The organism is Gemmatirosa kalamazoonensis (assembly GCF_000522985.1).
GTDB classification, from domain to species: domain Bacteria; phylum Gemmatimonadota; class Gemmatimonadetes; order Gemmatimonadales; family Gemmatimonadaceae; genus Gemmatirosa; species Gemmatirosa kalamazoonensis.
The window spans coordinates 634,364-652,828 of record NZ_CP007130.1 but is presented as its reverse complement, the minus strand read 5'-3'; the positions used below and the strand labels follow the sequence as shown (position 1 = coordinate 652,828).

Below are 18,465 nucleotides of genomic sequence, written 5' to 3'. Positions count from 1 at the left end.
GCGCCGTCAGTCGACCGCGGCCCGCCGCGAGTGTCGCTCCACACTCAGGCGCACCGCCCGCCCCGCCGCGGTCGACAACGCGGCCTCTAGCCGCGTCACGGTGCGGGCCACGGTGTTCGCCGTGACCACGTCGTCGGGGTGCACCCACACCGCCAGCTCCGCGTCGGCGGTCGGATCCACCGGCTCCGTCCACGCCACCGGGACGGCCACCTCCAACCCGTAGCGGTCCAGCGGCCCGACGGCCGGCAGCACGACGGCGAGCGCGGACTCCCACCACCGCGCCGCGTCCGGGTCGGCCTCCGGCAGCGCGTACGGCGCGGGGATCCGCGGCATCGGCGGCTCGGGGAGGAGCGCCGCGGGCTGCGGCCGCGTCTGGGCGGTCTCGCCGGTCAGTCGGCGCGTCGTCGGCCCGCCCACCTGCGCCGGGCGCCCCGTCGGGTCGATCGCGGCGAGCGCCGTCGAGCGCCACCGCTGGAACTCCACCTCGCCGCGGAACGACGTCCCCGCCTGCACGTGGTGCACGATCCACCCGGCCCAGGACTTCTCGATCGCCTTCGGGTCGGTGGCTTCGAGGTGGCAGGCGCGCAGCAGCACCTCCCCCACCTGCCCCGGATACTCGCCGAGCAGTGCCCGCGCCTTCGCCGGGGTGACGCCAAAGTGTCGCAGCACCGCGTACTGCACGCGGAAGTCCGGCGGGTCGGTCAGCCCGATGCCTCGCAGCAGGTCGGCGAACTGGAGCAGCGGCGCCGGGTGCACCTCGAACGTCTTCGGCCCCCGCTTCGTGCCGAGCCACTCCGCCCCGGCGAGCACCCCGGCCTCGCGTAGCTCGTCGGCCGCGCTCTCGAGCTGCTGGCGTACTTTCGTCGGCTTCTTCGTGGCGCTGGTCGTGAGCAGACACGCCGCGCTCAGTGCGTCCTCCGCGAACAGCCACGGCGCGGCCACCTGGCGCGCTGCTGTCGCTGCACAGATTTGATAGAGTCGCCGAGCCGTCGGGCTCTTCAGGCGGGCGTGACGCTCCACGTCGATCCAGCCGGCCCATCCGCTCACCGCCTGCGCCACCCAGAACGGGTTCAGCGCGAGGTGGCGGATCCACATCTGGCTCTGCCCGAGCTCCTCGATCGCGTCGCCGCGCAGCTCGTCCTCGACGGCCACGCTCCCCGGTCCGTCGATCGTCGCCCGCACCCGCCGGATGCCCCGCTCGAACCGCTCCTGCGCGCGGTACTCGAGCAGCCACCGCATCTCGTGCGTCACGTCGCGGCGTACCGTACCAGCGGTCGGCACCTCGGGCGCGGTGCCGTCGGCCGCCAGCACCTTCGCCGCCCGCACGAGCTTGTCCACCAGCACTCGGCTGTAGATCCGCACCCCGGACAGGCGCATGAGCGCGTCGCGGATCTCGCGCACCCGCCGCCCGGTCGGCGTCTTGCCGAGCGCGCGGCAGATCATCTGATAGCTCGGGTTGCGGAACACCCCCGCCGCGAGGTCGTGCTGCCCGGGCTCCTGCTCCAGGATCTTGAACAGCGCGAGCAGCACGTCGGCATCCTGCCCGAACGGAAGGCCGAGCGTCGGGTCGCCGGTCACGCGCACCTCGTAGCGCGTGCGGTCGGCGCCGACGAGACTGTACGTGACCTCGTACGCCCACCGTGGAAGCTGCCCATCGACCCGCTCGGGGAGCTGCTTCAGCGGCAGCACGAACGGGATGTCGAGGAGCTGCAGCGCCACGGGGCTCGGCAGCGACGGCGCCCCGGCGTGGGAGAGCAGCAGCCGCGAATCGGCTCGAAGCGGCAGGGCCGGCGCGGAGGTCATGGGGTCCGAACGTAGGCGCCGCTACAGGGGTGAGCAAGCGGGTCGCGGGAGGGGTCCCGCGAGGGGGCGCCGGGCGTCGCGGGCTCGACCACGGCCGGTTCCGCGACCGTTCAGCGAACAGGTTGGATGGTGATGTCTTCGACGCAGTCGACCAAACCCATCACCCAACCAAGGGAGCGTGCCGCCAAGGCCGTGAGGCGAAGCCTAACGGGTTGCCTGGAATACACTTAGGTATCGTGTCCCGGGACCGCGGGGGCCTCCGACGTTCACGCTTGCGCACGAGACGCCGCGCGAGTAACGGGTTCCGTCGACCATGGCGGGGACATCCAACGTTCTCGAAGTCGCGAGGGGGCTCCAACGTTCACACCCCTCCCGGTCGATCATGGAACGGGTTCCCCGAATCGAGGCGAGGGGTGCTGGAACCCCTCCCCCGATCCCGTCAAAAGTCCGATGTTCGGGAGCCGCAATGCTTTAGGACGATGCTGTCACCGTGCTGCCGCGCTGCTGCGCACCGCTCGAACCCGGAAGGGGCTCCCGTGCTTGCGGCCCGACCCGTGCGAGATAGGTTCTCCTCGTGAACGTTGGAGGTCCCGGCGCGCCTCGACGCGCGAGCGTCTCCCCGTCGCGGGGATGTGAACGGTGGAGGTCCCGCCCATGAACGGCGGTGCCCCTCCCAGCACGCTGCTGCGTGCCCTCCGACACGAGCCGGTCCTCGTCGACGACCTCGGGGCCGCCGAGCGGCTCGCCGCCATCGCCGGCGACGTGCAGATCGCCGATCTTCCGCTCGACCCCGCGGAGCTGGTGCGCTGGACCCGGGCGTGGCTCGTGGCGCTGCAGGCAGCGCTGCACGACCGGGGCGCCATCGGCGTCGCGCGGCCGTGGACCGTGTCGATCCCGCGTGCCGAGCTGCCGGGGCTGAAGGGAGACCCGGAGCGGCGCCGGCAGGACGCCGCTCTGTCGCTCCTCGAGCGCGCCGCCCTGCTCGCGTGCGATGCCGACCGCGCGACGATCACCCTGCTGGAGCGGGCGTTCGTGCCCCATCGCGCGGGGCTGGAGATCGCGTGGGGTGCGCTCGGCCGCGCCGTTCGCTGGGAGCCGGCGCCGCTACTGGTGGCGCGCGCGCTCGCCGAGCTCGTCGTTCCGCCCGACCAGCCGGCGCCGGTGACGCTGCGCGAGCTCGTGGAGCGCACCGGCTACGCCGCGAAGCAGGTCCGATCCGCCCTGCGCCGGCTGACCGACGCCGACGTGCTCACCGTGCGCGAGACTGCTGGCATGCCGAGCGAGTACTGCTTCGGTACTGTCGCGATTCCGGTGCCGGAGCTGCCTGCGACCGCGGGTCCGACCATCGTGGGTCCGCCCGTTTCCTCGCCTCCCCCCTCCCCCTCCCCCGCCCCGGCTGGCGATCGGCGGGTGGCGCTCCGCATGACGCTCAACGGCGTCACCGTCACCCTGGGCGCCGGACTCGCGCCCCACGTCGAGCTCGGCCCCGACGGGGTGCCGCACCTCTCGTTCGACTGAGCGGGCCGGTCGCTCACCCGCGGCCGGCGCTCCCGAGCCTCGCGTCGAGCCGCGCCACCTGCGTCGCCAGCAGCTCCCGCAGCGCCATGGCGTCGCTCGGCGCCAGCTCCTCGATCGCCCGGTGCACCTCGATCGTGAAGCCGCCGCGGCGCTTCGGCCGGTGCTCGAATGCCGCCGGGGTCTCGGGCTCCGCTGCCGCCGCCGAGGACGGCTCGACCATACCGAGCAGTCGGCGCAGTATCACCTCGCGGCGCGTGTCGTCGGGGAGCCGAGCGACCTCCTCCAGGCGCGAGTAGTTCCCGAACCGGGCCAGCGCCTCCTCGACTGTCACGCGGTCGCCGAGCCGCGTGAGGAACTCGTCGGAGAGCACCCTGCGGATCGTCTGCAGCGTGCTCACCCGCCCGTGGCTGTAGCCCATGATCGCGCCGATCGTGCGAACGTCGGCCGGCAGCCCATCGGCGCGGCGCTGGGCGACGACCTCGGTGACGAGCACGGCCTCCTGCCACGGCGTGAAGTCCTCGCGGTGGAGGTTGCCGCTCAGCACCGTCGCGGCCGCCTGAACGGCCGACATCGGTCCCCGCTGCAGCACGGGGATCTCGGTGTGCCCGACGAGCAGCGCGGCGGCCATGCGCCGGTGTCCGGACAGCGCCTCCACCGCGCCGTCCTCGGCGACTCGCACCTCGATCGGGTCGCGCACGCCGTCGCGCGACACGCTGTACGCGAGCTCGGCCAGCCGCTTCGCCTCGGCGGACAGGGCCTGGAACGTCGTGTGTCCCTCGGCCCCGACGAGCGCGTCGATGCTCCCCGTCCGCTCGATGGCGCGCGCGACCGCGTTCACGGCACCCTGCGACGGCCGTCCCTTCGGCTGGAACGGCGACGGCCGCACTTCGGCGATCGGCATGGAGGCGAGACGCGGCGACGCGCTCGTCGGGACTGCGGACTCGGGATCCGGGACTGGCGAGTCGGGACTCGGGACTCGGGACTCGGGACTCGGGGCGGACTCGGGACTCGTCCCCCCCGAGTCCCGAGTCCCCAGTCCCGAGTCCCGTTCGCTCTCGAGCACCCCGCGCGACACGACCGCCGGCGCCTGCTCGTTCGCGGACACGGTGTGCTCGTCGGGGACGGACTCGGCGGCGATCTGGCTGGCCAGCGCCATGGTCCGCTCGAAGTTGCTGCTGGGCCGGACACGGCCGGTCGGCGGCGCGTCGCCCTTCTTCGGCTTGAAGCCCATCGCTCGACGGGGCTAGACGGTCTCGGTGGCGAGCACCTCGTCCAGCAGTGCGCTGATGGCGAGGGCGATCTTGGACTTGCGCGCGAAGCGCGTGACGGGCTGGCGGGTGAGGACGCAGTCGACCGCCTTGTTGTCCTGCGGGATCACCGTCTCGGTCACGTGCCCGTGGTGCTGCGACTGGAGCGCGAGGAGGGTGGCGTTCTGAGCGTTCTTCTTCGCGTGGAACGTCGGCACGAGCACGTACGGGCGCCCAGCGCGTCCGACCTGGGCCACGAGCTCGTTCATGGAGTGGAACGAGTCCGGCTCGCAGCGGATCGCGCCCAGCACGAAGCTGTCGTCGCGGTCGAAGACGAGGCGGTGCACCCGATCGTGAAGGGCGGGGGGCAGGTCCGCGATCACGACGCGGTCGGGGCTGCCCTCCAGCACGGCGCGGTCGATGTGCGCGGCCAGCTCGGCGTCGGTGGCGTGGGCGAGCCCCCGGCCGGCGCGGTAGAGGGAGATGCCGAAGACGTCGACCGGCGGCTCGTGGATCGGGTCGGCGACCGGGGTCTTGCCGGCGCGAGTAGTGAGCCCGGCCTGCGGGTCGAGGTCGAGCATGGCGACGTCGCTCATGCCCTTCAGCTCGTGGAGGGTGTGGGCGATGCCGAAGGTGAGGGTCGACTTCCCCGTCCCACCTCGGCCCGCGGCGATCGCGAGGATGCGAAGGTCGCTCATCGGAGCAGCATGGAAAGCGGCGCGCCGAGGGTGTCAGCGGGAGGGAAGGGAGGCCAATCACCGGGCGCGCGATCCGGCGGGGGTGGAACTTAGCGGCGGGGATCCGGTTCTCCAACGGGCACCGAATGGCGCGAGTGCGTGTTCAGTGGCTGAACAACCGCGTGTTCAGTCGCTGAACGCCGTGTGCGTGTTCTGCCCCTGAACACGCATGCGTCGCTCACGATGCGCGCCGCCCGCCGCCCCCACCGGACGCGCCCGCCAGCCGGCAACCGCTTGGCAGGCAATGGCTTGCGGACGCCGAAGGGGCGCATCGGACGCTTCACCCGCATTACTCGGTAAAGCGAGAGCCGCGAAGGTCGTGGACCCTCGCGGCTCATGGCGCTCGCCGGACGCTCGACCGTCAGTCCGCCGTTAGGAACCGCAGCACCGGGTTCATCTGGGCCGTGCCCCGCCACTGGCCGTCGTCGACCACGGTGAACATCACCACGGTGCGCTGCGCGGCGATCTCGTTCGTCGCGAAGTCGAACGCCCCGAACTCGAGCAGGTAGCGCCCCGGGGGGATGTTGGCCTGCAGGGTCACCTCCACCCGGAACGGCCCCGCCTCCTGGATCACGAGCCCCTGTCGCCGGCCGCCGGAGGCGAACACCCCGCGCCCCGTGGCGAGGTCTCGCACGAAGAACTGGAGCGGCTCGAGCGCATCCGGGGCGCGCGACGACAATCGCCCGTCCACCTGCACAGTGAACGTCTCGCCGGAGCGCACGGGGCGGTCGTCGACCAGCTGCACCCGATCGTGCGTCACGATGAACGCGCCGTCCTGTTCCGCGGGCGCTCCGCCCCCGTGGTGGAGGTTGTGCTGGATGTACGCCGTCACCGCGTCCGACGGCTGGCCGCGGAACGCGACCCGCCCCTGGCTCAGCACGATCGCGTCGGTGCACAGCTCCAGCACCCGCTCCAGCTGGTGCGTCACGAGCACCACCGGCAGCCCGCTCGTCGCCAGCTCCGAGATGCGGCCGAACGCCCGCTGCTGGAACGTGCGGTCGCCGACGGCGAGCACCTCGTCGATGATGAGCACCTCCGGCTCGAGGTGCGCCGCGACGGAGAAGCCGAGCCGCGCGTTCATCCCGCTGGAGTAGCGCTTCACCGGGGTGTCGATGAACTCCTCGATCCCCGAGAACGCGACGATGTCGTCGAACTTCCGCGCCACGTCGCGGGTGCGCATCCCCATGATGGCGCCCTGGAGGAACACGTTCTCCCGCCCCGTGAGGTCGCCGTGGAAGCCGGCCGAGACCTCGATGAGCGCGCCGACGCGGCCGTGCACCTGCGCGACCCCGAGCGACGGCGTCAGGATTTTGGTCAGCAGCCGCAGCGAGGTCGACTTCCCCGACCCGTTCCCGCCGATGATGCCGAGCGTCTGGCCCGGCTTGACCTCGAACGAGACGTCGCGCACCGCCCAGAAGTCGTCCTTGTCGAGCGCGTCCCGGGGGGTGCCGCGGCCGAGCATCCGGCGCGTGACGGCCGGGATGAGGTCGCGAAGGCTGTCGTGAATCTCGCCGCGGTGGAACTTCTTCCAGACGCGGTCGAAGACGATCCGTGGTTCACTGCGCATGACGACGCTGCCGCCGGGTGTTCAGATGATTTCGGCGAAGCGCCGCTCGGCCCGATGAAAGACGAGGGCGCCCAGCACCAGGCCGACGGTGGCCACGCCGAGCGCGTACGCCAGATACCACGGGTGCCACACCACGAACCCGCCGCGCGGGGTGACGTACGGCTGCAGCAGGTCGTGGTGCTCGACGACGACGAGCCGCAGCCCCTCGAGCACCGGCGCCACGGGGTTCAGCATCACGATCCTGGATCCCTTCGGACCGTACATCGCCGCGTCCATGAAGACCGGCGTGACGAAGATGCCGAACGTCAGGAACACCTGCACGACGTACTTCACGTCGCGGAAGAACAGGTTCGCGCAGCTCAGCACGAGCGCCGACGCCGCGGCGAGCATCCACAGACAGAGGAGCAGCAGCGGCACCCAGAGCAGCTGCGCCGAGACGCCGAGGTGGAACACCGGGATCACGGCGGTGATGAGCACCAGGCCGATCGCCGAGTCGAACGTCTGCGCGAGGACGGCCGACAGCGGCAGCACCTCGCGCGGGAAGTAGACCTTCGTGACGAGCGACCCGTTCGCCGTGAGGCACGGCGTGGACATGCTGATGCACCCGGCGAAGAACGCCCACGGCACCGACTTCAACGCCATGCCGGCGATGTGGTGCATGCCGAGCTTCAGACCGCCCGCGTTCGCGATGGCGTACCGGATGGCGAGCCCCGCGAGCACGATCACGGCGGGCATGAGCACCGCCCACGCGAAGCCGAGGACCGCCTGCTTGTACCGGATGCGGATGTCGCGGAGGACGAGCTGCTTCAGCAGGTCGCCGCTCTCGGCGAGCTCCGACACGATGACCCGAAGGTCCTCGAGGGCGGTCGGCGCGCGGGGCTCCGGCGCCGGAGCGGCCGACGCATCCTCGATGGGAGCCACGGCGCGGGCTCGAGACGCGCCAGGCTGGGAATCGAACACGGGCCCTGCGGCTACGTCGGCGTCCGAGCGTGCATCGACTACCGTCACCAACCCTCCTGAGACGTACCGGCCTTCGTGAGTGGAGCTGCAGTGTAGGTGTCGGCCGGCCGCTCCGCGCGATCGGCGGCGGCCGGCGGCCGATACGTCGTCGCGTGCTCGGGGACGGCGAAGCCGCGCGTGTCGGGCTCGGAGGCCTCGGGCACCGGGAGCAGCTCCTGGAACAGATCGCGATAGAGCGCGCCGGTCCGGTCCCACAGATACTGCTGCCGCACGCGCTTGCCGGCCGCCTGGCCGAGCCGCTGGCCGAACTCCTCGTCGTCGAGCAGACGACGGAGCGCCTGCTCGAGCGCGTCCACGTCGCCGGGGGGCACGAGCAGTCCGGTCACGCCGTCCTCGACGAGCTCGGGGAGCCCACCGACGCGCGACGCGACGACCGCGCGATCGACCGCCATGGCCTCGGCGGCGGCGATGCCGAAGCTCTCGGAGTTCGTGCGCGACGGCAGCACGAAGATGCTGCAGCGCCGCAGCTCGCGGCTGACGTCCTCGCGCGCGAGGAAGCCGAGGAACTCGACGCGATGGCCGACGCCGAGCGACTCGGCCAGCGCCTCGAAGTCGGCGCGCTGCGGACCGTCGCTCGCGAGGCGGAGCTTGACCTTCGGGTAGCGCGCCGAGAGACCGGCGAACGCGCGGATCAGGACGTCGACCCCCTTGTAGTGCACCATCTGGAGGATCGAGAAGACGATCGGCGGATGCGCGGTCTCGTCGGGCGCGTCGGGGTTGTAGCCCAACTCGTCGGGGTCGACGCCGTTCGGGATGGTGCGCGTGGGACCGGTGAGCTCCGGCCACGCCTCGTGGACGGCGTGCGTGTACGAGTCGGACGGGGCGACGATGACGTCCGAGGTCGCGAGCAGGTTCAGGACCTCGCGCTGATGCGACAGGCGGCGGCTCCCGTTCGGGAGCAGGTCCGCGCCGTGGATGGACGTGACGAGGCGGACGACGCCGAAGCGGCGCAGGATCGCGAAGTAGACGAAGTGCCCGCCAGGATAGTGGATGTTGACGACGTCGATCGAGTGGCGACGGATGAGCCGCGTCAGCCAGAACAGCGTGACGGGCAGCGTGAGAAAGAACGCGAGCCAGTTGCGGAGCGACGCGCCGGGGACCCACGGCAGTCGCATGCGCAGCCAGAATGCGGGGAAGCCCTCACGACTAACACCCGACTCGGGACGGTCGTGCGATCCGGGAAGCAGGAAGTACACGCCGCCGCCCTGCGCGCGCACGTGATGCGCGACGCGGTTCACGACGTGTGACACGCCGCCGATGTTGTCCCACGGAACGGCGAACAGGACGTTCATCTGCTTCGGGAGCGGTGAGCGCGTGGGGCGGTGCGTGGGGCGGTGCGCGCGGTGGTCGCGCACTGGACGCCGGGCGGGAGGGGAGCGCAACGGCACCGGCGTCGGTGTGTCCGCTGCTGCACCAAAAGGGGGGGAAGCACATTCGAGAGGGACCGGATTGCGACTTGTCCCACTCACGCGGATGACCAATTATTGACCCGCGAAACGTGCCGCCGTGCCCGTCGTTCGCGAGGGTCAAGTTCTGTCGTAATGCCGTTTGAGGCAAGAGCGCCAGATTGAGTCTCGCGTCTGGCGGCCCGGTGCCCCGCGACCCGGGTTGCGACCTTCATGCGCCGCGCGTCTTCACGCGCGCGTCACGACGTCGCCGACGACCGCACGTACGCAGGCCGTTCCTCCCGCACGCTCGCGTCTCCGGTGCACATGCCGGATGTGGTGGCGACGCCACAGTTTCTCGATGTCTTCCCCGCTTCAGCCCACTCAGGGAGCAACCACCATGACGACGGTTCCGGTCGACGCAAGCAGCGCTCTCTCGTCGACGAGCAGCATCCCCGCCCCGGCCGGGGTGCGCGCCTACCAGCTCTCTGCGACGCGGAAGCTGCCCCTCGTGCTCGAGCCCACGGTCGACGGGATCGTGCTCGCGGACTGGAACCTGGAGCACCGCGCGTGGGTCGAGCAGATGCTGCTCGTGCACGGCGCGATCCTGTTCCGCGGCTTCCACATGCCGTCGCCGGCGGACTTCGAGCGCGCGGCGAAGTCGATCTACGGGGAGCTGTTCGGCGACTACGGCGACCTGCCGCGCAACGCGGCGGGCGAGAAGATCTACGAGTCGACGCCGTATCCGCCGGACCAGATGATCCTGTACCACAACGAGAGCTCGCACCTGCCGGTCTTCAACAAGAAGATCAGCTTCTTCTGCGTGACGCCGGCGAAGCAGGGCGGCTGCTCGCCGATCTTCGACACGCGCGAGGCGATGCACGAGGTGCCCGCGGAGATCGTGGACAAGTTCCGCACGAAGGGGCTGATGTACGTGCGCAACTTCTCGAAGGGCGTCGACCCGACGTGGGAGGAGTTCTTCCACACGACGGACAAGGCGAAGGTGGAGCAGCAGCTCCGCGAGGCGGGGAGCGACTTCGAATGGAAGGCGGACGGCGGCCTGCGCGTCATCAACCGCACGAAGGGCGTCGTGAAGCACCCGGACACGAAGGAGGAGGTCTTCTTCAACCAGGTGCAGCTGCACCACATCTACTGCGTGGACGAGGAGACGCGCGAAGGGCTGCGCGCGCTGTTCGACGAGGAGGACCTGCCGCGCAACGTGTACTACGGCGACGGCACGGCGATCTCCGACGAGGAGATGGACGCGATCGGCCAGGCGTTCGAGCGGATCGCGGTGCGCTTCCAGTGGCAGAAGGGCGACATGGCGATGCTCGACAACATCCTCACGACGCACGCGCGCGACTCGTTCGAGGGGCCGCGCCAGATCGTCGTGGCGATGGGGCAGATGATCAAGGCCGCCGACCTGCCCGCGTGAGCCCCGGTCGGTAGCCGCGATGCGCGTCCTCCATTTCCGGATGCTGTGCGACACCGGTGGTGTCTCCAGCTCCATGCAGCTGCTCGGGCGTGAGCTCGAGCGGCGGGGCGTGCAGTGCGAGTACTGGTTCTGCCAGTCGTCGCCGCGGCTGCAGGAGTTCCTCGACACCGGGCGCGCGACGCTCGGGCCGCTGTCGCAGCTCGTGCGGCGGCTCGAGCGCGGCGAGTTCGACGTCGTGCACATGACGGCGACGGACCCCGCGGCCCCGGTGGTCGCGCGGCTCGCGACGCGCTACGGCGCGCGCGTGGTGGTGACGGCGCGCGGCGCGCTCGCCGACGTGTGGGACCGCACGACCTGCTTCGCGTACACCGCCATCTCGCAGGGGATGGCGGAGGTGAACCAGCCGTACACGGATCTCGAGATCGAGGTCGTGCGCAACGCGATCGACGTCGACCGCTTCACCCCGCCTAACGCCTCGGCGACGGCGGATGCGTCGTCGGGTGCCGGCAACGGTGCGCCGATCGTGGCGTTCGCGGGACGCACGACGTCCGCGGAGAAGGACTTCCCGCGGTTCACGCGCGTGGCGCGCCGGCTCGTGGAGCGCGGCGCGCGCGTGTGGATCGCCGACCCGCACGCGCGCACGTGGGAGACGTTCGCCGGCCAGCCGGTGGAGCAGCTTCCCGTGGAGCGGTGGGGCCCGGTGCCGCACGCCGAGATGCCGGACTTCTATCGCGCGGTGGCGACGTCGGGGGGCGTGGTGCTCATGACGTCGCGCTCCGAGGGGTTCGGGAACGTGGCACCCGAGGCGGCGGCGTGCGGCGCGCGCGTGGCCGCGCCCGACGTGATGGGACTGCGCGAGGCGGTCGTGGACGGCGTGACCGGGCGGCTGTTCGCCGCCGACGCGAGCGACGACACGGTGGCCGACCTGCTCCACGGGTGGATGCAGGCGCCGCACGATCCGCAGGCGGTCTCCGACGTGACGCGCGCCACGTTCTCCGCGTCGGTGCTGGCGGAGCGGTATCTGGCGATCTACGGCCGGCGCGAGCAGCGGCTCGCGGCGACGCGGCCGGCGCCGGCGCCGTTCCGGGAGCGGGAGCTGCTGCTCCAGCATCTGGAGCGACAGCGCGGGTGGCGGGCGTCGTTCGCGCGGGGCTCGGCGGTGGAGCTGGCGATCGCCGGCTACGCCAAGGAAGCGCTGGACGCGCTCGGCGTGGCGTTTCGCTCGGCGCCCCGCGAGTTCCTGCGCGTCGGGAGCCTGCGCCAGCTCGTCGTCGCGGGGCGGCACGTGGTGGCGCGCCCCCGTCCGGTGCGCGCGTAGCCGGCGCGTCTCCGGGCCCACGTCACCGCTCCTCCCTCGCATCCTCCCGCCGCATGCGCAGTCTCCCCACCGCGTCGTACCCGCTCGCCTCGCTGCAGGCGGCCATGCTCGTGAATCACCTGCGCACGCCGCGCGGGACGGGCGTGGACGTGGTGCAGATGGTGGCGACGCTGCCCGAGGCGATCGACCCGGCGCGGATGCGCGCGGCGTGGGCGACGGTGACGGCGCGCCACGACGCGCTGCGCACCGCGTTCCGCTGGGAAGGGGTCGTGGAGCCGGTGCAGGAGGTGCACGCCGAGGCGCCGCCGCCGGTGACGGAGCTGGACTGGAGCGACGTGCCGGCGGCGGCGGTGCCGGAGCGGATCCGCGCGTACCTGGCGGAGGACCGCCGCGTGGGGTTCGACCTGCGCGAGCCGCCGCTGCAGCGCGTGGTGCTCGTGCGCCTGGCCGACGACGACTGGCGGATGATGTGGACGTTCCACCACATCCTCATGGACGGCCGGTCGTTCGCGATCGTGCTGCGCGAGCTGTTCGCGGTGTACGAGGCGGCGACGCCGGCGGCAGCGCGGCTGCCGGAGCGGCGCGCGTACCGCGACTTCGTAGCGTGGTACGGCGCGAAGGACTTCGACGCGGCGGAGCCGTACTGGCGCGAGCGGATGGCGGGACTGCGGCGGCCGACGCCGATCCCGGCGGGATTCCGCGCGCCTAACGAGCAGGCGGGCGGCCGCGGGCTGCATCAGCGCATGCTCGACGCGGCGCCGACGGCGGCGCTGGAGCGGATGGCGCGCGAGCACGGCCTGACGATGAACACCGTCGTGCAGGGCGCGTGGGCGCTCATGCTCGCGTATCACGCCGGCGAGCCGGACGTCGTGTTCGGCGCGACGCGCGCGTGCCGGAAGGGGACGATCGACGGCGCGGACGACATCGTGGGGCTGTTCATCAACACGCTCCCCGTGCGGGCGCGCGTGCGTCCCGACGTGTCGCTCGTGGACTGGCTCGCGGAGCTGCGCGAGACGTGGCGGTCGATGTTCGCGGTGGAGCACACACCGCTGCGACTCGTGCACCGGTGGAGCGAGGTGCCCACGGACACGCCGCTGTTCGACACGCAGGTAGTGTTCGAGAACCTGCCGCTCGGCCCGACGATGCGAACGCTCGGCGGGGGGATGGCGGAGCGCGACTTCGAGCTGTTCGGCGGGACGAACTTCGCGCTCACCGGGCTGCTGTACGGCGGCACGGAGCTGCGACTGGAGATCGAGAACGCGCGCGACGTGGTGGACGACGCGACGGCGGCGCGGCTGCTCGATCACCTCGCGACGCTGCTCGAAGCGATGGCGGCGAACCCGCGCGCGCTGCTCGGCGACCTCTCGCCGCTGCCGGAATCGGAGCGGCGGCTGGTGGTCGAGGAGTGGAACGACACGGCGCGGTCGTTAGGCAGCGAGGACGCGACGCTGGTGTCGCTGCTGGCCGAGCAGGCGGCGCGGACGCCGGACGCGGTCGCGGTGGTGGACGAGCGTGCCTCGCTGACGTACGCGCAGCTCGATGCGCGCGCGGCGGCGCTGGCGCGGCGGCTTCGCGCGTTAGGCGTGGGTGCGGGGGCGCTCGTCGCGGTGTGCGCGGAGCGCTCGGTCGAGCTGGTGGTCGCGCTCGTGGCGGTGGGGAAGGCGGGGGGGGCGTACGTGCCCGTCGATCCGGAGTATCCGGCGGAGCGCGTGGCGTACATGCTCGCCGACTCCGGGGCGCCGGTGCTGCTGACGACGGCGGCCCTCGCGCGGACGCTGCCGGCGCACCAGGCGACCCTCGTGCTGCTCGACGGCGCGGCGGAGGACGCGGATCGCGCGGATGTGGCGGATCACGCGGATGACGTTGTGCCGCTGCCGCGGCCGGCGGCGGACGATGTGGCGTACATGATCTACACGTCGGGGTCGACGGGGCGGCCGAAGGGGGCGCTCAATGCGCAGCGCGGGATCGTGAACCGGCTGCGGTGGATGCAGGCGGAGTACGCGTTGGGCGCGGGCGACGTGGTGCTGCAGAAGACGCCGTTCAGCTTCGACGTGAGCGTGTGGGAGTTCTTCTGGCCGCTGATGAGCGGGGCGAAGCTCGTGCTGGCGCGGCCCGGGGGGCATCGCGACGCGGCGTACCTGGCGGCGACGATCCAGCGGCACGGGGTGACGGTGTGCCACTTCGTGCCCTCGATGCTGCGCGCGTTCCTCGCGGAGCCGACGGCGGCGGGGTGTGCCTCGCTGCGGGACGTGATGGCGAGCGGGGAGGCGCTGGGGCCGGACCTGGTGGCGGGGTTCTATCGGGCGCTGCCGGGGAGCCGGCTGCACAACCTGTACGGGCCGACGGAGTGCGCGGTGGACGTGACGTACTGGCCGTGCCCCCCGAGCCCCGAGCCGCCCGCGGTCGTGCCGATCGGCCGGCCCGTCGCGAACACGCGCGTCTACGTGCTCGACGCCGAGCGGCGGCCGGTGCCGATCGGCGTCGCCGGGGAGCTGTACCTCGGCGGCGTGCAGGTGGGGATGGGCTATCACAATCGGCCTGATCTCACCGCCGAGCGCTTCGTTCCGGACCCGTTCGGGACGCGGGACTCGGGACGCGGGACGCGGGGGGGAGAAGCGCCCGAGTCCCGAGTCCCGAGTCCCGAGTCCCGGCTCTATCGCACCGGCGACCTCGCGCGGTGGCGGCCCGACGGCACGGTGGAGTACCTCGGGCGGCTCGACTTCCAGGTCAAGATTCGCGGCTTCCGCATCGAGCTCGGCGAGATCGAGGCGACGCTGCTCGCGCATGCGGGCGTACGCGACGCGGTGGTCGTCGCGCGCGGCGCCGGCAACGAGCAGCGCCTCGTGGCGTTCCTCGTCGCGGCCCGCGAGCCGCTGTCCGCGGGCGCGCTGCGAGAGCACCTGCTCGCGACGCTGCCGGAGTACATGGTGCCCGCGGTGTTCGCGTGGCTGCCCGCGCTGCCGCTGTCGAGCAACGGCAAGGTCGATCGGCGCGCGCTTCCCGACGCGGAGGGCGTGGGGCGCGCCGCGCTGTCCGGCCGCTACGTCGCGCCGCGCACCGACGCCGAGCGTACGCTGGCGGAGATCTGGGCGCAGGTGCTGCGCGTGGAGCGCGTCGGCGTCGACGACAACTTCTTCGAGCTCGGCGGCGACTCGCTGCTGAGCGTGCAGATCGTCGCACGCGCGGCGCTCGCAGGGCTCAAGCTCTCGCTGACGCAGGTGCTCCGTCATCCGACCGTCGCGTCGCTGGCGCACGTCGCGCAGACGACGACGGCGAACGCGGTGGCGCACGCCGAGATCGTGGGCGAGGTCCCGCTCACGCCGGTGCAGCACTGGTTCTTCGAGGGGCAGCGCGAGCAGCTCCACCACTGGAACCAGGCCTTCCTGTTCACCGCGCCGGCGGAGCTCGATGACGCCGTCCTCGCCGACGCGGTGGACGCGGTGACGCGGCACCACGACAGCCTGCGCCTGCGCTTCGAGCGGACGCCGAACGGGTGGCGCGCGCGGTGCGCGGCGGACGCGCCCGCGGCGCACATCGAGGTGGTGGAGCTGGGGCACCTGCCCGAGACGTCCCAGCACGCGGCGATCACCGAGGCGAGCGTGCGCGTGCAGGGGACGCTCGACCTCGCGCGCGGCCCGCTGCTGCGCGCGGCGCTGTTCCGCCTCGGAGCGGACCGACCGGCGCGACTGCTCGTCGCGGTGCACCACCTGGCGATCGACGGCGTGTCGTGGCGCGTGCTGCGCGAGGATCTCGAGACGGCGTACACGCAGCGCGCGGCCGGGTCGCCGATCGCGCTGCCGGCACGCACGACGCCGTTCGGCGCGTGGGCGACGCGGCTGAACGACGCGTCGGTGCGCGACACGCTTCGGAACGAGCTGGCGTACTGGGAGGCGGTCGGCTCGCCGGCGTCGGTGCGGCTGCCGCGCGATCTCGCCGCGTCGGGCGAGGACTTCGCGGCGTACACCGACACGGTGGTGGTGCGGCTCGGCGAGGACGAGACGCGCGCGCTGCTGCAGGCGGTGCCCGCCGCGTACAACACGCAGATCAACGATGCGCTGCTCGCCGCGCTCGCCGAGTCGTTCGGCGGCTGGGTCGGGCCGAGCGGCGGCGACATCGTCGTCAACCTGGAGGGGCACGGCCGCGAGGCGCTGGTGGACGGGGCGGACCTGTCGCGCACGCTCGGCTGGTTCACGACCATCTTCCCGGTGCGGCTGCCGTTGGGCGCGGCGGACCTCGGCGCGCGGCTGCGCGAGACGAAGGAGCGACTGCGCGCGGTGCCCGGCCGCGGCGTGGGCTACGGCGTGCTGCGCTACCTCGGCGACGGCGCGGAGACGCTGCGCGCGCAGACGACGCCGGACGTGGTGTTCAACTACATGGGGCAGTTCGACCAGGTGGTCGCCGGGTCGACGCTGTTCGCGCACGCGCCGGAGAGCACGGGGTCGTGGTACGGGCCGCGCACGGTGCGCCGCCATCTGCTGGAGATCAACGCGCTCGTGATCGACGGGCGGCTCGAGATCCGCTGGAGCTACAGCGAGCGCACGCACCGCCGCGAGACGATCGCCGGCATGGCCGACGCGTACGTCGCCGCGCTGCGCGCGCTCGTCGCGCACTGCACGGCGCCCGGCGTCGGCGGCTACACGCCGTCGGACTTCCCGCTCGCGCGGCTGGACCAGGCGGCGGTGGATCGCCTGACGAACGGCGCAGCCGGCGCGCGCGACGTGGAGGACGTCTACCCGCTCGTGCCGATGCAGCGGCTGTTCCTCGGCTACGCGCACTCGGCCGGCGATCCGGGGTTCGAGCAGTGGCGCTACCGGCTGCGCGGGCCGCTCGACGCGACGGCGCTGCACGCGGCGTGGGATCTCGTCACGGCGCGGCACGCGATCTTCCGCACCGCGTTCGCGGTGGACGGCGTGTCGGAGCCGGTGCAGGTGGTCCGGCGCCGCGCCGAGCTGCCGTGGGCCGAGCACGACCTGCGCGGCCTGACGGAGCAGGAGCAGACGCGACGGCTGCACGAGCTGCTGGAGGCCGATCGCGCGGCGGGATTCGCGCTGGACCGGGCGCCGCTCATGCGGCTGATGCTCGTGCGACTCGCGGACGACGAGTACGAGCTGGTGTGGAGCAACCATCACCTGCTGCTCGACCGCTGGTCGTGGCCGCTCGTGCTGCTGGAGATCTCGCGCGCGTACCCGGCACTCGTGCGCGGCGAGCGGCCGGCGCTCGATCGCGCGGCGCGCTACGCGGACTTCGTGGCGTGGCAGCAGGAGCGTCCGCTCGACGAGGCACGGCGCTTCTGGGCGCGGCACTTCGACGGGTTCGCCCCGCCGCCGCGGCTGCCGCTGCTGCCGTTGCGCGGCGACGTCGACGCGTCCGAGCCGGCCGAGGTGAGCGCGACGCTCACGGCCGAGGAGACGCGTGAGGTGCACGCGCTGGCGCGCGCGAGCCGCGTGGCGGCGAACACGCTCGTGGCGGCGGCGTGGGCGCTGTGGCTCGCGCGTCGCAGCGGCCACGACGACGTGTCGTTCGGCGTGACGGTGGCCGGGCGCGACGCGGGCGTGCCGGACGTGGAGCGGCTCGTGGGGCTGACGATCAACAACCTGCCGCTGCGGGCACGCGTCGCGCCGGGCGAATCGTTAGGCGCGTGGCTCGCCACGGTGCACGAGGGGCTCGCCGAGATGCAGAGCTTCGCGCACACGCCGCTGGAGCGCGTGCAGGAGTGGAGCGGCGTGCCGTGGCGCGCGCGCCTGTTCGAGACGCTGCTCGTGTTCCAGCACGACGACGCGGAGGAGCTGACGCGCTCGTGGCTCGGCGACGCGGTGCGCACGGAGCTCGTGCACGTGCCGACGCGCACGGCGTACCCGCTGTCGGTGATCGTGGCGGGGAGCGACGCGCTCGACCTGCGGGTGACGTACGACGCGCGCTACTTCGACGACGCGTCGGCGCGCGAGATGGCGGAGGGGCTGCGGCACGCGCTGCTGGCGATGGTGTCCGCGCCCGGCGCCACGGTGGACGCGCTGCGCGCCGCGCTGCCGGCGCCGGCGGCGGCCGCGCACGAGCACGGAGTCGGCGGCGCGCGCGCGTACGTGGAGCCGCGCACCGCGACGGAGGCCGTCGTGGCGGCGCTGTGGGGCGAGGTGTTGGGCGTGGAGCGCGTGGGGGCCGAGGACGACTTCTTCGCGCTCGGCGGCTACTCGCTGGTGGCCACGCAGATCGTGTCGCGCGTGCGCTCGACGCTGCAGGTCGAGGCGCCGGTGCGGCTGCTGTTCCAGCACCCGACGGTGGCGGCGTTCGCGGCCGCGCTCACCGCGCGGGAGCGCAAGCCCGGGCAGCTGGAGCGTGTCGCGCAGGTCGTGCGCCGCGTGCTGGCGATGACGCCCGACGAACTACGGCGCGCGGGAGCATCCCGCGTCGCGAGCACCTGAGCAGCGACGGGACGGA

The 18,465-nt window shown here is 72.6% G+C and carries 10 protein-coding genes; 4 read left to right on the top strand and 6 right to left on the bottom strand.

Features of this window, described 5'->3' with window-relative positions; all coding sequences use genetic code 11:
- Nucleotides 1-6 precede the first annotated feature (6 nt).
- The gene (locus tag J421_RS30430) at nucleotides 7-1,803 is read right to left on the bottom strand and encodes a hypothetical protein (protein WP_025414907.1); all 1,797 of its coding nucleotides are present in this window, start codon (nucleotides 1,801-1,803) and stop codon (nucleotides 7-9) included.
- Between the two features lie 654 nt (nucleotides 1,804-2,457).
- Here J421_RS30430 and J421_RS30425 point away from each other — a divergent pair.
- Nucleotides 2,458-3,321, top strand: coding sequence for a hypothetical protein (locus J421_RS30425; RefSeq protein ID WP_148306643.1), 864 nt, complete (start codon nucleotides 2,458-2,460; stop codon nucleotides 3,319-3,321).
- Between the two features lie 13 nt (nucleotides 3,322-3,334).
- Here J421_RS30425 and J421_RS30420 read toward each other — a convergent pair whose 3' ends face one another.
- The 5 genes from J421_RS30420 to J421_RS30400 all read right to left on the bottom strand — a co-directional run bounded on the left by J421_RS30420 (nucleotide 3,335) and on the right by J421_RS30400 (nucleotide 9,247).
- Entirely contained in the window at nucleotides 3,335-4,552 is a 1,218-nt protein-coding gene (locus J421_RS30420) for a ParB/RepB/Spo0J family partition protein (protein WP_104023521.1), read from the bottom strand.
- A 12-nt stretch (nucleotides 4,553-4,564) separates the two neighbouring features.
- Nucleotides 4,565-5,266: a ParA family protein gene (locus tag J421_RS30415; protein WP_025414903.1), complete on the bottom strand. Its 702-nt coding sequence runs from the start codon at nucleotides 5,264-5,266 to the stop codon at nucleotides 4,565-4,567.
- A gap of 400 nt (nucleotides 5,267-5,666) precedes the next feature.
- Entirely contained in the window at nucleotides 5,667-6,872 is a 1,206-nt protein-coding gene (locus tag J421_RS30410) for an ABC transporter ATP-binding protein (RefSeq protein ID WP_025414902.1), read from the bottom strand.
- 21 nt (nucleotides 6,873-6,893) lie between these two features.
- A complete protein-coding gene (locus tag J421_RS30405; RefSeq protein WP_025414901.1) occupies nucleotides 6,894-7,793 on the bottom strand; it encodes an ABC transporter permease in 900 nt (299 codons plus the stop codon).
- 83 nt (nucleotides 7,794-7,876) lie between these two features.
- A complete protein-coding gene (locus J421_RS30400) occupies nucleotides 7,877-9,247 on the bottom strand; it encodes a glycosyltransferase family 4 protein (RefSeq protein ID WP_025414900.1) in 1,371 nt (456 codons plus the stop codon).
- Nucleotides 9,248-9,677: 430 nt separating this feature from the next.
- Here J421_RS30400 and J421_RS30395 point away from each other — a divergent pair, with 430 nt between their 5' ends.
- The 3 genes from J421_RS30395 to J421_RS30385 are packed head-to-tail and all read left to right on the top strand — an operon-like array spanning nucleotide 9,678 to nucleotide 18,449.
- Complete coding sequence (locus tag J421_RS30395; protein WP_158508996.1) at nucleotides 9,678-10,712, top strand: TauD/TfdA family dioxygenase; 1,035 nt, start codon at nucleotides 9,678-9,680, stop codon at nucleotides 10,710-10,712.
- A 19-nt stretch (nucleotides 10,713-10,731) separates the two neighbouring features.
- A complete protein-coding gene (locus tag J421_RS30390) occupies nucleotides 10,732-12,030 on the top strand; it encodes a glycosyltransferase family 4 protein (RefSeq protein WP_148306642.1) in 1,299 nt (432 codons plus the stop codon).
- Between the two features lie 53 nt (nucleotides 12,031-12,083).
- On the top strand, nucleotides 12,084-18,449 hold the full coding sequence (locus J421_RS30385; protein WP_025414897.1) for a non-ribosomal peptide synthetase: 6,366 nt from the start codon (nucleotides 12,084-12,086) through the stop codon (nucleotides 18,447-18,449).
- The last annotated feature ends 16 nt before the right edge of the window (nucleotides 18,450-18,465 follow it).

What these genes read in the sequence shown, in the direction of transcription:
- J421_RS30430 (WP_025414907.1), bottom strand. Translation starts at nt 1,803, where the DNA reads ATGACCTCCGCGCCGGCCCTGCCGCTTCGAGCCGATTCGCGGCTGCTG.
- J421_RS30410 (WP_025414902.1), bottom strand. Translation starts at nt 6,872, where the DNA reads ATGCGCAGTGAACCACGGATCGTCTTCGACCGCGTCTGGAAGAAGTTC.
- J421_RS30385 (WP_025414897.1), top strand. Translation starts at nt 12,084, where the DNA reads ATGCGCAGTCTCCCCACCGCGTCGTACCCGCTCGCCTCGCTGCAGGCG.
- J421_RS30390 (WP_148306642.1), top strand. Translation starts at nt 10,732, where the DNA reads ATGCGCGTCCTCCATTTCCGGATGCTGTGCGACACCGGTGGTGTCTCC.
- J421_RS30425 (WP_148306643.1), top strand. Translation starts at nt 2,458, where the DNA reads ATGAACGGCGGTGCCCCTCCCAGCACGCTGCTGCGTGCCCTCCGACAC.
- J421_RS30420 (WP_104023521.1), bottom strand. Translation starts at nt 4,552, where the DNA reads ATGGGCTTCAAGCCGAAGAAGGGCGACGCGCCGCCGACCGGCCGTGTC.
- J421_RS30395 (WP_158508996.1), top strand. Translation starts at nt 9,678, where the DNA reads ATGACGACGGTTCCGGTCGACGCAAGCAGCGCTCTCTCGTCGACGAGC.
- J421_RS30415 (WP_025414903.1), bottom strand. Translation starts at nt 5,266, where the DNA reads ATGAGCGACCTTCGCATCCTCGCGATCGCCGCGGGCCGAGGTGGGACG.